Below are 13,220 nucleotides of genomic sequence, written 5' to 3' on the forward strand. Positions count from 1 at the left end.
GGACAGCTGAGATGCGGCGGGACACGGACCGCTGAGACTGGGGCGGGGGCTCAGCGGTTCGCGACGGCCTGCTTGACGAGGTTCCGCCCGAAGTCCCACAGCAGCCCGCCGCCGTTGTGCGCCTCGTCCATGATCTCCCTGAAGGCGGTCACGAAGCGCTCGACCTCCGGCTCCCCGATCACCAGCGGCGGGGTCAGCTTGATGACCTCCAGCTCGTCGCCGGAGACCTGGGTCAGGATGCGGTGCCGCTGCATCAGCGGCACCACCACCATCTGCGCGAACAGCCCTTTGCGCGCCGCCTGGAGCATCGACCATCGCCCGCGCAGGGAAAGGGACTTGGGCCTGCCGAACTCGATGCCCGTCATCAGCCCGCGGCCCCGCACCTCGTGCAGCATCTCGTAGTCGCCGACCATCGCGGCGAGCCTGCTCCGCAGCAGGTCCCCCGTACGCCGTGACCTCGCGATGAGGTTGTCGCGCTCCAGCACGTGCAGGGTCGCGAGCCCGGCGGCCATGGCCTGCGCGTTGGAACCGAAGCTGGCCGAGTGCACCTGGACGCGGTCCATCGACGAGTAGACCTTCTTGAAGATCCACTCCTTTCCGAGCGTCGCCCCGACGGGGACGTAGCCGCCGGAGAGCGCCTTCGCCACGCACACCAGGTCCGGTTCGGCGCCCGCTTCGTGCTGGTAGGCGAACAGGTCCCCCGTGCGTCCGAGTCCCGTCTGCACCTCGTCCGCGATCAGCAACGCGCCGTGGCGGCGCAGCAGTTCACCGGCCGACGTCAGGAAGCCGGGCGGTACCGCCTGCACACCCTTGCCCTGGATGGGCTCCACGATGAGCGCCGCCACGTCGCCGCGCCCCAACTCCCTCTCCAGGACGTCGAGATCACCGAGCGGCACCGGGGTGTCGGGCAGCAGCGGGTCGAAGCCGCGGCGGAAGGACGTCTCGCCGTTGACGGAGAGCGAGCCGGTCGTCAGCCCGTGGAACGCGTGGCCGCAGTAGAGGATCCGCGTCCGGCCCGTGGCGTAGCGGGCGAACTTCAGCGCCGTCTCGACGGATTCGGTTCCGCTGTTGCCGAAGAAGACCCTCTCCATGCCGGGCGCCAGGCTGAGCAGCTTCTCGGCGAGCAGCCCGGGAAGCGGCGGGCAGTCGAACCGGGTGAGGTCGGCGAGCTGGGCGTCCAGCACCTCGTGGAGCGCGCGCCGGACGACGGGGTGGTTCCGTCCCAGCCCCATCACGCCGAACCCGGCGAGCATGTCGAGGTACTCGTTGCCCTCCCCGTCGTAGAGGAAGGGCCCCTCGGCTCGTTCGTAGACCTTGTCGAAGCCGATCGTCCGCAGCATGCGCGGCAGTTGGTGGTTCAGGTGTCGTGTGTGCAGTTCGTAGCGTTCGGCTCCGCGCTCCTGGAGAAGCGCGGTGAGGTCGAAGTCGCTCATGGCCCGGCTCTCTTCTCGTGTCCGTCAGCGGGTGTTCACGTCCCGGCCCTCGGCGCGCGGGCGGCCCGGGTCATGCCCGTGCGGTCTCCCGCGCGGCACGCAGCGACTCCTTCAGCGAGCCCATCGTGGCCAGCACGGCCGTGGGCTCGTAGCCGCAGTGCGCCATGCAGTTGGCGCAGCGGGCGTCGCGGCCCCGTCCGTAGGCCTCCCAGTCCGTCTCCTCGATGAGCTCCTTGTACGTCGGCACATAGCCGTCGCTCATCAGGTAGCAGGGACGCTGCCAGCCGAAGAGCGAGTAGTTCGGGATCGCCCACGCGGTGCAGGGGAAGTCCGCCTTGCCCTCGAGGAAGTCGAGGAAGAGAGGGCTGTGGTTCAGCCGCCAGCGCCGCCGGTTGCCGTCGGAGAACGCCTTGCGGAACAGCTCCCTGGTCTGCTCCACGCCGAGGAAGTGCTCCTGGTCCGGGGCCTTCTCGTAGGCGTAGGCGGGCGAGATCATCATCTCGTCGACCTTCAGGTCGTCGTTGAGGTAGTCGAGCACCTCGATGACGGTCTGCGGGGTGTCCGTGTTGAAGAACGTGGAGTTCGTGGTGACCCGGAACCCGCGCCGCTTCGCCTCCTTCATCGCCTCGACGGCCTCGTCGAACACGCCTTCCTTGGCGACGGATTCGTCGTGCCGTTCCTTCAGCCCGTCGATGTGCACGGCGAAGGCGAAATAGCGTGACGGCGTGAACTCGTCCATCTTCTTGCGCATGAGCATGGCGTTGGTGCACAGGAAGACGTATTTCTTCTTCGCGACCAACTGCCGGACGATTTCGCCGATCTGAGGATGCATAAGCGGCTCTCCCCCGGCGATGGAGACCATCGGGGCACCGGATTCCAGCACCGCCCCCACCGCCTGTGCCACGGGCATCCGCTGCTTGAGAACACCGGCCGGGTGCTGGATCTTCCCGCATCCCTCGCACTTGAGATTGCAGGCGAACAGCGGCTCCAGCTCCACGATCAACGGGAACTTCTCTCGGCCGCGGAGCTTCTGCTGGAAGAGATAGCTGCCGATTCGGACGGTCTGACGCAGAGGCATGGCCATGACTCGCTCACCTCCAGGGGAGCAGCAAGGATCGGTGCCATTCGAGGAATGCGGGCAGAATGCTGCGGAGTACGCGGAATGCAGATATTCCACCTCGCAGTGTCCCGAGACGGATCAGTTCATGTCCGGGCGCGTCGACCACCACCCGTACGGCCGCAACGGGACGCCTCAGCGCCGCCACGGACGGACGGTCCCCCTCCTCCCCGGCACCCGCCCCCGCCACCGCCACCGCGCCCGTGACGGGCGTGGGCAGAGGCCCGGCCGTGAGCATCGCCGAACGGAGCGTGGCCGCCGACTCCATGTCGACGGCCACCGCCCCGCTCGCCGAGTGCAGCGCCGCACGGGCGGGGCCCCGCACCACGTGCGCCGACCCCGCCACGGGCCCTGTGTGGACGGTCCCGTAGGCGCTCAGAGCCTGGGCCAGCCGGCCCGTCCCGGTGCACTCCGTGCGCCCCGACGCGTCTCTCGTCTCCTCGGCCACGACGAGGTCGCCCGGATGCATGCCGGGGACGAGGCCCGCGCAGAAGCCCGTCGCGAGCACCGCGGTACCGCCCTCCTCGGCCTCACCGCGCAGGGCGGAGGCGACGGCCCGTCCGGCCGCCTCCGGCCCCATTCCCGTACGCAGCACCGTCACCGGTCCCGCCGCGGCGTCCGCGGCCGCGGCGTGGTGCCGCAGGGCGAGCCGCTCGATGCCCAGCGCGCACGCGATCAGCAGCGGGAGCCGGTCGCCCGGGAGCGTCATCCGGCGTCCTGGCGCCCGACGCCTGCGCCGCCGGGACTGTGCAGGTAGCGTCCGAGTGCGGTGAGCGGGAAGACCACGCGGTACAGGTGGTAGTTGATCGAGAAGTCCCAGGGGAAGCCGGTTCCGGTGAAGTGCGGCTCGTCCCAGGAGCCGTCCTCCCGCTGGTTGTGGGCGAGCCAGCTGATCCCCCGCTCGACGGCCAGGGACTCCCGCTCGCCCGCCGCGAGCAGCGCCATCAGCGCCCACCCCGTCTGCGACGCCGTCGTGGTGCCGCGGCCGGCCCATCCGCCTTCGGGCAGGTAGGAACGCAGGTCCTCGCCCCAGCCGCCGTCCTCGTTCTGGACGCTCTCCAGCCAGCCGACGGCCCGCCGGATCGCCGGATGCGAGACGGGGAGCCCCGCCGCGACGAGGGCCGGCACGACCGCGCCCGTGCCGTACACGTAGTTGACGCCCCAGCGCCCGAACCAGGAGCCGTCCGCCTCCTGTTCGGCCAGCAGCCACTCGACTCCCCTCCGTACGCGGGGGTCGTCGCGGTGGCCCTCGTCGGCGAGCATCTCCACCACGTGGGCGGTGACGTCCGCGGACGGGGGGTCGATGACCTTGCCGAAGTCGCAGAAGGGCAGCCGGTCGGGGAAGGGGCTGTCGTTGTCGACGTCGAACGCTCCCCAGGCGCCGTTGCGGGACTGCATGCCGAGCGTCCAGTCCACGGCGCGGCGCACGGCGGTGTCCACGCGGGCCTGATCGCGGTTGCGGACGCGGCGGAGCGCGAGGACTACCTCAGCGGTGTCGTCGGTGTCCGGGTAGTTGTCGTTGTGGAACTCGAACGCCCAGCCGCCGGGCCGGAGTCGGGGCCTGCGTACGGACCAGTCCCCCGGGCGCACCACCTGCTCCCCGAGCATCCAGTCGGCGGCTTTGACCAACGCCGGGTGGTCCGGGGGGAGTCCGGCGTCGGCGAGCGCGACGGTGGCGAGGCACGTGTCCCACACGGGCGACTGGCAGGCCTCCACCATGCGGCGCGTGCCGCCGCTCCCGTCCGCCCCGTCCCCGCCTGACGGAGCGTCGTCGTAGCGGACGGTGAAGCGTTCCAGGGACTCCAGTCCCGCCCGCATGACGGGGTGGTCCAGGTCGTATCCGAGCAGGCGCAGCGCGATCAGCGAGTAGACGGCCGGTGGCTGGATGCCGCCCCAGCAGCCGTCGTTCTCCTGCCGTTCGACGATCCACCGCGCCGCGCTGCGCAGAGCGGCCCTGCGCAGCGGCACGGAGGCCACTCTGCGGTAGGCGTGCATGACCCTGTCGAGGCGCTGGAAGACGCCGTCCCAGCTCGCCCAAGTGGCCATCCGCCGCGGCGGGTTGGGCAGTGAGGGGTCGCTGTGCAGCTCGTCCAGCGGGAAGGGCTGAGGACGTACGGGCCGCTTCGCGGACACGACCGTGAGCGGCACGATCGTCTGCCGCGCCCAGCAGGCGAAGTCGTAGATGTTGAGGGGGAACCACTTCGGGAAGTAGATGATCTCCGGGGGCAGTTCGGGAAGGTCCTCCCAGCGCCACCATCCGAAGAGCGCCAGCCAGATCCGCGTGAAGATCCGGGTCGAGGCGACGCCGCCGCGGTCCCGGATCCAGGCGGACGCGCGGGCCATGTGCGGCTCGCCGGGCTCGTCCCCCGCCAGCCGCAGAGCGACGTACGCCTCGACCGTGGTGGACAGGTCGCCGGGCCCTCCGTGGAACGTCGCCCAGGTGCCGTCGGTGCGCTGCTGGGACCGGACGAACCGCGCCGCCTCCTCGGTGGTCCGCTCGTCGCGGATGCCGAGGAACTCGCGCAGCAGCAGATCCTCGGCGTCCATGGTGACGTTGGTCTCCAGGTCCCCCTTCCACCAGCCCCGGGGGTCCTGCCTGGCGAGGAGGTTGTCGGCGGCGAGCCGGGCCGCACGCTCCGCCTGCGCCGCGAGCCCGTCGCCCTGCTGCCCCGGACCCGGCCCGGGCTCCGCGGGGAGCAGGGCCGCACCGGCGCCGCCGTGTCCCTGGAGCCGTTTCGGAGGGGAGAGTGGGCGGGCCGCCGCGGCCCCTGTGCTGCCGTCGGTTGTCGCTGTCATCTCTTTCCCTTCCGAAGGGTCCGTCCGGGGAGAATGTTGTTGTTCCTGCCGCGTGCGGCCGCGGCCCGCGAGGGCCGCGGCCGGGCGGTCACCGCCGGCGTACGACGACGAAGTCCGCCAGCGCCGTCAGTTGCTCGCGCACGTGCGCCGGCATGTCGACGGGTTCGAGCGCGGCGAGCGCCGTGGCGTGCTGCCGCTTGGCTTCCTGGGAGGTCCACTCGCGGGCCCCGGCCTCCTCGATGAGGGCGGCACGTGCGGCGAACTCCGCCTCGTCGAAGTCCTCGAACTCGGCCTGGCTCTTCTTGGCGTCCGCCGCCATCAGCTGCGCCAGCTTCTCCGCCACGGGTTCGTCGGAGGCGAGCGCGGCCACCACGGGCAGCGACTTCTTGCGCTGACGCAGGTCGCTCCACGTCTGCTTGCCGGTGGCCTCCGGGTCGCCCCAGATGCCCAGCAGGTCGTCGACCGCCTGGAAGGCCAGCCCGAGGTGGTAGCCGTAGGACTCCAGCGCGTCGGCCGAGCGGTCGTCCGCACCGCCCAGCACGGCCCCGATGGAGACGGCGCAGGCGAGCAGCGCACCCGTCTTGTTGCCCTCCATCTCCAGGCACTCCTCTACGGTGACGCGCTCGCGCTGCTCGTAGGAGATGTCCTGCGCCTGCCCGTCGATGAGGCGGCGGCTCGCCCGCGTGAGGCGCCGCGTCGCGCGGCCGGCCTCGGCGGTGCCGGCCTCCAGGAGGATCTCGTTGGCGAGCGCGAAGAGCGCGTCGCCGACGAGTACGGCCTGCGCCGGGCCGTGCACCTTCCACACCGTGTCGCGGTGGCGGCGCTGCTCGTCGCCGTCCATCAAGTCGTCGTGCAGCAGCGAGAAGTTGTGCACCAGCTCGACGGCGACCGCGCCGGGCAGCCCCGTCTCCGGCGCGGCCCCCGCGGCCTCTGCCGAGAGCAGGGCCAGTGCGGGGCGTACGGCCTTGCCGCCGTCCGCGTCGGACGGCCGGCCCTGCGCGTCGATCCATCCGAAGTGGTACGCCGCGACGGTGTCCATCGGCGGGGCCAGCCGGGCCACGGCCGAGCGCAGCACCGGGGTCGCGAGCCTGCGCCCCCGCTCCAGCAGAGCGCTGACGCTCGTGTCGTCGACGACGGTCTTCTGATTCGCCGTGGTCACGGGCTCTCCTCCGGGGTCTTCGCCGTTCGTCCTGGTGCCTGCGGCATCGAGGCTGGTCATGCCACCGCCCTTCCTTCGGTGCCGGGCACCGTTTCGCTGTCGTACGGACGGCCCATGGCGGCGAGGGCTTCCCGGGCGGCTGTCATGCCGCTCCGTACTGCGCCCTCCATGGTCGCTGGCCAGCCAGTATCGGTCCAAGCTCCGGCGAGGCAGACACCGGGAGCCCTTGTACGGGCTCCCGGGCGCAGCCGTCCCACCCCGGGGCGGGGATCGAACGTGGCCGTACGCTCCCGCGTCACGAAGAAGTCCCGGACGCGCGCGTCCCGTGCCGCTGGCAGCAGCCGCGCGAGTTCGGGGAGGCAGCGCTCGCGCAGCACGCCCACCGGCAGGTCGATCTCCTCGTGCGCGGCCGACTGTGAGACGGCGAGGTACTGGCCGCCGCTGATACCGGACGGGCCCGTGCGGTCGAAGACCCACTGGAGGGGTGAACCGAGCGCCGCGAAGAACGGGCGGCGCAGCACCCGGCGATCGTAGATCACGTGCAGGTTCACGATGGGTGCGGTACCGATGTCGAGAAGGCGCCTGCGGTCGGCCAGCGCCCCGTCGGGAAGCAGGTCGTGGGCTTCGCGCTGCGGCACGGCCAGCACGACGGCGTCGGCTTCGTGGTCCAGCGGCGGCGCCTGCCCGTGCACGACGCTCACACGCCAGCCGCCTTTCTCCGCGGCGGTGACGGAGCGCGCCCTGGACTGGGTGACGGTCCGGACTCCCGCCGCGTCCAGGGCGGCGCGGGTGAGGGTGTCGTGCAGATGGCCGAGCGGGACGCGGGCCAGGCCGATGTCGGCGGCGCCGGGAGCGGAGAGCAGGCCGGTCTTGAAGACCATGGCGGCCAGTCCCATGGAGGCGTCGCTTGCGCGGGCGTTGAGGGTCGCGGTCCCGACGAGGTCCCACAGAGCGCGGACCGCCCGGTCGCTCTGCCCCTGACGGTGCAGCCAGGTGGCGAAGTCGACGCCGTCCAGGGCGGGGTCGGCCGGGTCCAGCTTCCGCAGCGCGAGCGCGGCGCGGCAGGCCGCCAGCCGCTCCGCCGGGGAGAGGTGGCGGTAGGCCGCGAGGCTCCCGGCCAGGTGCAGGGGCACGGGCAGGGCGGCGCGGCTCAGCCGACCCGGCCGGGGTCGGTGGTGGGCGGCGTCCAGCACGGGAACGTCCAGCCGCCGCTGCAGCGGCGCGAGTCCACGGGCGCCGATCCGCTCCAGGAACCAGTTGTACGCGGTGCAGCAGCGCAGGTGCACGTGCTGACCGTTGTCGACGCTCAGCACGCCGGCGGGCGAGTCCCGCCGGAAGGAGAACGCGAGTCCGCCCAGGCGCGGCCGGGCCTCGAAGAGGGTGGTCGCCACACCGGCTCCGGCGAGCCGCAGCGCCGCGGTGGCGCCGGCGAGGCCTCCGCCGATCACGACGGCGCGGCGGGGCTCCCGCCCGCCCCCGTGCCCGGGTGTCGTCCCCATGTCCGCTCCCCTCATGTGCGCGCGCTCCGCCGTGCGGCCTGCCGCGCGTCGACGCCGGAGAGGCCGCGCACGGCCACGTACGCCTTCTGCCTGCTCGGAAGCGAGACGCGACGGCGGAGGACCGCGTACGGGTCGGCCGCGATGCGCTCCAGAAGCCGCTGGTAGATCCCGGCCATGGCCGCCACGCACGCGCCCGACCTGCGGTCGAGCAGGGGAAGCAGCTGGTAGCCGTGCCGGAAGAGGGCGCGGGCGCGCTGCACCTCATGCTGCATCAGTCCGCGGAAGTCGCCCTCAGAAGGAACGTCCCTGCTGGGGAAGTCGGGAGAGCAGCCGAACTTCTCCAGGTCCTCCGCGGGCAGGTAGGTGCGCCCCTGGTCGGCGTCCTCCCGCAGATCCCGGAGGATGTTGGTGAGTTGGAGTGCGAGGCCGAGCGTGTCCGCGTACTCGGGCGCCCGGGCCGTCTCCTGCGCCCCCGGGAGGGTGCCGAAGACGCCCAGCGAGAGGCGTCCGATCGCCCCCGCCACGCAGCGGCAGTAGACCTCCAGCTCCTCCCAGGTGCCGTAGGTGGCGCCGCGGACGTCCAGCAGCACGCCGTCGATGAGTTCGTCGAGACCGCCGAGCGGCAGCGGGTAGCGGCGTGCAGCGTCGCTGAGGGCCACGGCGACAGGGTCCGTGTCGTCCTCCCCGATCGCGTCCGACCGGATCCTTTCCAGCAGCTCCCGGGTCGCCTCCAGCCGGGACTCCTTGACGGAGGGTTCGAGGGGGCCGTCGCCGATGTCGTCGACACGTCGCGAGAACGCGTAGAGCGCGGACATCGCGCGGCGCTTCCCGGTCGGCAGCAGCCGGATGCCGTAGGCGAAGTTGCGGGCCTGCTGGCCCGTCACGGACTCGCAGTAGCTGTACGCGGCGGCCACCGCCGGCGGTACGTGCAGCACGGGCCGGACTCTGTCCACGGTCCGTTCACCCCTCTCTTCGCAAGGTTGCGGCCACCTCGCGCAGCAGGCCGCGCGTGGTGGCTCGGGGAGGTCCTGGTAGTACGTCGTAACCGGCGCGGCCGATGGCCCGCAGCGCGGCACGCCCGCCGCCGGTGAACCCGGCCAGCAGCAGCTTCAGCCGCCCGTGGACGCCGGCCACGAGAGGGTCGCCCGACGAGAGCAGGGCACGGGCGCGTTCGGCTTCGGCGGCGACCAGCGCACGCACGGACGCACCGGCCGTCGGCGCCCCGAGGTCCTCCTCCGTGACGTGGAAGCGGGCCATGTCCTCGGCCGGGAGGTAGATGCGGTCACGGCGGAGGTCCTCGGCGACGTCCTGCAGGTGCTCGACGATCTGCAGGCCGGAGCAGACGTCGTCGGAGTAGCGGATGCGCTCGGGTGTGGCGGTGCCGGTGATGGCCAGCACGAGGTGGCCGACGGGGTTGGCCGACAGTTCGCAGTAGGCGAGCAGTTCGGCGTGGTCCGCGTAGCGGCGGATCTTCTGGTCCTGGCGGTTGGCCTCGATGAGCGCCAGGAAGGGCTCGGGGGTGAGGTCGCGGCGCCGCACCGTGGGCGCGAGCGCACGCAGCAGCGGATGGCGGGGGCCGGCGGTGCCCGAGTCGAAGATGCGGCGCAGATCGGCTTCGAACGCGTCCAGCATGGCGAGCCGGCCGGCGGGCTGGTCGCTCCCCCAGTCGGGATCGAGTCCCAGGTACTGCGCGTCGCGGCCGCCCGGAGCGAGGTCGCCGTCGCCGATGTCGTCGACGAGACGGGCGTAGCCGTAGACGGACATCAGGTCCTCGCGCCATTGCCGCGGCAGAAATCCGGGAGCCACGGGGAAGTTCTCCCGGGTGGCCTTGGCGAGAACGGCACGCGCATGCGCGTCCGCCTCCGCGCTCACCACGTGCTGCCAGAAGCCATTGCCGTCACATCTCCGTTTCTACACCGCTGGAGAAAAACATCCTATTTCGGACACGCCGCATGGGCATGGCGAGCGCGGGCGGCCGGGCCCGCGGCCCGTAATGACGCGCCGGGGCGCCCCGTAAAACGGCAGCGCAAAGCACTTTCACGACTGCGCGGAGGGCCTGTGCGGCCGTCACTCAGCCCGAACGCGGGCGCATTTCGGCAGCGGAATGAATGGCGCTCAGGGCGCGGTGAATCCAGCAATCAGGAGGTCGAAGGCGCGCTCGGCGACGGCGTCGGTCTCGTCCTCCGTCAGCTGCGAGAGCGGCCCGTCGAGGAAGAGCATGGCCAGGCCGTGCACGGTGGCCCAGGCGGTGAGTTCCGCGCCGGTGCGGCGGTACGGAGCCATGCCGCCGCTCTCGACGAGGGAGTCGAGGGCCTGCACGAGGATGTCGAAGGAGCGGAAGCCCCAGGTGTCCTCGTCGCCGGGCTCGATCGCGCCGTCGAGAGAGTTGACCGTGAGGGGATCGCGGCAGAAGGCGACCCGGTAGAGGCCGGGCTCCTTGCGGGCGAAGGCGAGGTAGCCGTGCCCGATGGCGCGGATGCGCTCCTCGGCGGCGCGGGGACCGGAGTCCGGGGGCGCGAGCGCGGCGGCCGTCTCCATCGACTCCGCCAGGCGCCGCTGGCCCAGCTCCTTGACCGCGTGCAGCAGGTCGCCCTGGCCGGCGAAGTGCCGGTAGGCGGCCGTCGGGGAGACGCCGACGCGGCGGGCGGCGGCGCGGAGCACCACCGCCTCCGGGCCGCCGTCGCGGGCGAGTCCGGTCGCGGCGTCGATGAGCGCATTGCGCAGGTCGCCGTGGTGGTAGGCGGTTTTCGGACCGCGGGCACGCCCGCCCCCACCAGGTCCTTCCGCGGACGCACCCGTTCCCGCACCGGTCTTCGCTCCCATGTCCGCCATACTTCCATCCTGCCCAATGTTGACAGCATTAACATCAACTGGAAGAGTCCAAGTTGACACCGTAAACATCGGTGGGCAGACCACTCTTCATGGGGGGCGACCGTGCTACGAAGAATCGCGGAGCTGACGCTGCGCAGACCCCGGGCGCTGCTCGCGCTCAGCCTCATAGCGGTGCTGGCCATGGGGGCCGTCGGATTCGGCGCTTTCGGCAAGCTGCAGGCCGGCGGCTTCGAGGATCCTGACGCGCCGTCGAGCCGTGCGCAGAGCGTGATCGAGGAGAAGTTCGGCGGCGAGGACAACCTCGTGCTGCTCGTGCGGCCCGACAGCGGCAGCCTGGAATCCGCGGCGGTGCGGGAAGCGGGCCGCGAACTGACCGAGGGCCTCGAGAAGGAGCCGGGGATCTCCCACGTCTCGTCCTATTGGGGACGCGGCGGCGCCGCTCTCACCTCGGAGGACGGCACGCAGGCACTCGTACTGGCCCACGTGAAGGGGGACAGCACCGAGGTCGCCGACAACGCGAAGGAGATCACCGACGAGTGGAGCGGCGACAGGGGCCCGCTGCAGGTACGGGCCGGTGGTGCGGCCGCCCTCAACAACGACATCTCCGGCCAGGTCTCGGCCGACCTGGCCGTCGCCGAGGCCATCGCCGTCCCGCTGACCCTGATCCTTCTCGTCATCGCCTTCGGCAGCTTCGTCGCCGCGCTGCTGCCGCTGGCCATCGGGCTGATAGCGGTGCTGGGCACGTTCGCCGAGCTGTACGTGCTCGGCAGCGTGACCGACGTCTCGGTCTTCTCCGTGAACCTCACCACCGCGCTGGGGCTGGGGCTCGGCATCGACTACGGGCTGCTGATCGTCAGCCGGTTCCGCGAACGCCTGGCCGACGGCGACACCGTGGCCGACGCCCTGCGGACCACCGTCACCACGGCCGGACGCACCATCGCCTTCTCCGCCGCGACGGTCGTGGCGGCGCTCGCCGCGCTGCTGCTGTTCCCGCCGTTCTTCCTGCGCTCGTTCGCCTACGCCGGCATCGGCGTCGTCGCCATCGCGGCACTGGCCGCGCTGGTCGTCGTACCGGCGCTGCTGGCCGTGCTCGGGCACCGCGTCAACAAGGGGCGCCTGCCCTGGGCGGACGCCGTGCGACGGCCGGACGCACCGGTGTGGGGCAACCTCGCCCGCACCGTCATGCGCAGGCCCCTGGTGACCGCGCTGCCCGTGCTCGCGGTGCTGCTGCTGGCAGCGAGCCCGCTGCTGGGCGCGCGGTTCGGCATGCCGGACGAACGTGTCCTGCCCGAGGACGCGCAGAGCCGGCAGGTCAGCACGGCGCTCGCGAAGGACTTCCCCGGCAGCTCCGCGGACGCCGTCCAGATCGTGACCACCTCGGCGGTTGCCGAGGACGAGCTCGACGACTACGCCGCCCGCGTCTCGCGGCTCGACGGAGTCGACCGGGTAGAGGCCGGCACCGGCACCTACACGCAGGGGCAGGCCTCACCGCCCGGCCGGGCCGAGGCGGCCCTGGGACGTCCGGACGCGCAGCTGCTCACCGTCACACCCGACGGGAAGGCCGGTTCGGACGGCGCTCAGGACGTGGTGCGCGACATCCGGGAGATCCCGGCGCCCGGCAGCGGCGAGGCGCTGGTGGGCGGCCAGGACGCCCAGCTCGTCGACACCAAGGCGTCCATCGGCGACCGGCTTCCGGCGGCCGTCGGCATGGTCGTCGGCACCACCTTCGTGCTGCTGTTCCTCTTCACCGGGAGCGTCGTGCAACCGCTGCGCGCGCTCCTGCTGAACACCGTGAGCCTGACCGCCTCGATCGGAGCGATGGTCTGGATCTTCCAGGACGGCCATCTCTCCTCGTTCCTCGGCTTCACCGAGATGCCGATGGACACGTCCATGACGGTGCTGATGTTCTGCATCGTCTTCGGCCTCTCCATGGACTACGAGGTCTTCGTCACCAGCCGGATCAAGGAGCTGCACGACGCTGGGGCCGGCAACACCGCCGCCGTCACCCGCGGACTCTCCCGCACCGGGCGCATCGTCACGATGGCCGCGGGGCTGCTCGCCGTCAGCTTCTTCGCCTTCGGCACGAGCGAGATCAGCTTCCTGCAGATGTTCGGCCTGGGCAGCGGCCTGGCGATCCTCATCGACGCGGTCGCCGTACGGGGCGTGCTGGTGCCCGCCGCGATGCGGCTGCTGGGGCGGGGAGCCTGGTACGCGCCGCGGCTGCTGCGGAGGCTGCACGCCAAGGTGGGGCTGGAGGAGTCGGCGCCCGCGGCGAAGCCGGAGCGGGGACCGGAGCAGGCCGCGGCCGAGCGCACGCACGCGGGCGTCTGACAGGCGATACCCCGCCCCGAGGGGCACACGCGCGGGAGCGGCTGACCCGGAAC

General features: G+C 72.0%; 10 protein-coding genes. 1 reads left to right on the top strand and 9 read right to left on the bottom strand.

From position 1 onward, the window contains the following. Window positions 1-50 precede the first annotated feature (50 nt). From H181DRAFT_RS13265 to H181DRAFT_RS13305, 9 genes are all read right to left on the bottom strand, one after another. Window positions 51-1,433 (bottom strand): aspartate aminotransferase family protein, encoded by a 1,383-nt coding sequence (locus H181DRAFT_RS13265; protein WP_045864580.1) that lies wholly within the window; start codon window positions 1,431-1,433, stop codon window positions 51-53. Between the two features lie 70 nt (window positions 1,434-1,503). Continuing rightward, window positions 1,504-2,517, bottom strand: a complete 1,014-nt coding sequence (gene hpnH / locus H181DRAFT_RS13270) for an adenosyl-hopene transferase HpnH (RefSeq protein ID WP_045864581.1) — start codon at window positions 2,515-2,517, stop codon at window positions 1,504-1,506. A 7-nt stretch (window positions 2,518-2,524) separates the two neighbouring features. After that, a complete protein-coding gene (locus H181DRAFT_RS13275) occupies window positions 2,525-3,259 on the bottom strand; it encodes a phosphorylase family protein (protein ID WP_045864582.1) in 735 nt (244 codons plus the stop codon). Continuing rightward, the gene (shc, locus tag H181DRAFT_RS13280) at window positions 3,256-5,346 is read right to left on the bottom strand and encodes a squalene--hopene cyclase (protein WP_045864583.1); all 2,091 of its coding nucleotides are present in this window, start codon (window positions 5,344-5,346) and stop codon (window positions 3,256-3,258) included. The genes H181DRAFT_RS13275 and shc overlap by 4 nt, the downstream gene beginning before the upstream one ends. An 88-nt stretch (window positions 5,347-5,434) precedes the next feature. Next, window positions 5,435-6,565 carry a polyprenyl synthetase family protein gene (locus H181DRAFT_RS13285; RefSeq protein ID WP_107068752.1) on the bottom strand — a complete coding sequence of 377 codons (1,131 nt, stop codon included), beginning with the start codon at window positions 6,563-6,565 and terminating at the stop codon, window positions 5,435-5,437. Then, window positions 6,562-8,004: a hydroxysqualene dehydroxylase HpnE gene (gene hpnE, locus H181DRAFT_RS13290; protein WP_045864584.1), complete on the bottom strand. Its 1,443-nt coding sequence runs from the start codon at window positions 8,002-8,004 to the stop codon at window positions 6,562-6,564. The genes H181DRAFT_RS13285 and hpnE overlap by 4 nt, the downstream gene beginning before the upstream one ends. A gap of 11 nt (window positions 8,005-8,015) precedes the next feature. Continuing rightward, window positions 8,016-8,939, bottom strand: a complete 924-nt coding sequence (gene hpnD / locus H181DRAFT_RS13295; protein WP_254666827.1) for a presqualene diphosphate synthase HpnD — start codon at window positions 8,937-8,939, stop codon at window positions 8,016-8,018. Between the two features lie 25 nt (window positions 8,940-8,964). Beyond that, complete coding sequence (gene hpnC / locus H181DRAFT_RS13300) at window positions 8,965-9,879, bottom strand: squalene synthase HpnC (protein WP_045864586.1); 915 nt, start codon at window positions 9,877-9,879, stop codon at window positions 8,965-8,967. 240 nt (window positions 9,880-10,119) lie between these two features. After that, window positions 10,120-10,836: a TetR/AcrR family transcriptional regulator gene (locus H181DRAFT_RS13305; protein WP_254666828.1), complete on the bottom strand. Its 717-nt coding sequence runs from the start codon at window positions 10,834-10,836 to the stop codon at window positions 10,120-10,122. A gap of 102 nt (window positions 10,837-10,938) precedes the next feature. On the opposite strand from H181DRAFT_RS13305, the gene H181DRAFT_RS13310 reads away from it, so the two are divergent. Continuing rightward, a complete protein-coding gene (locus H181DRAFT_RS13310; protein WP_045864587.1) occupies window positions 10,939-13,167 on the top strand; it encodes an MMPL family transporter in 2,229 nt (742 codons plus the stop codon). The last annotated feature ends 53 nt before the right edge of the window (window positions 13,168-13,220 follow it).

This window comes from Streptomyces sp. WMMB 714 (genome assembly GCF_900090125.1).
GTDB classification, from domain to species: Bacteria; Actinomycetota; Actinomycetes; order Streptomycetales; family Streptomycetaceae; genus Streptomyces; species Streptomyces daqingensis.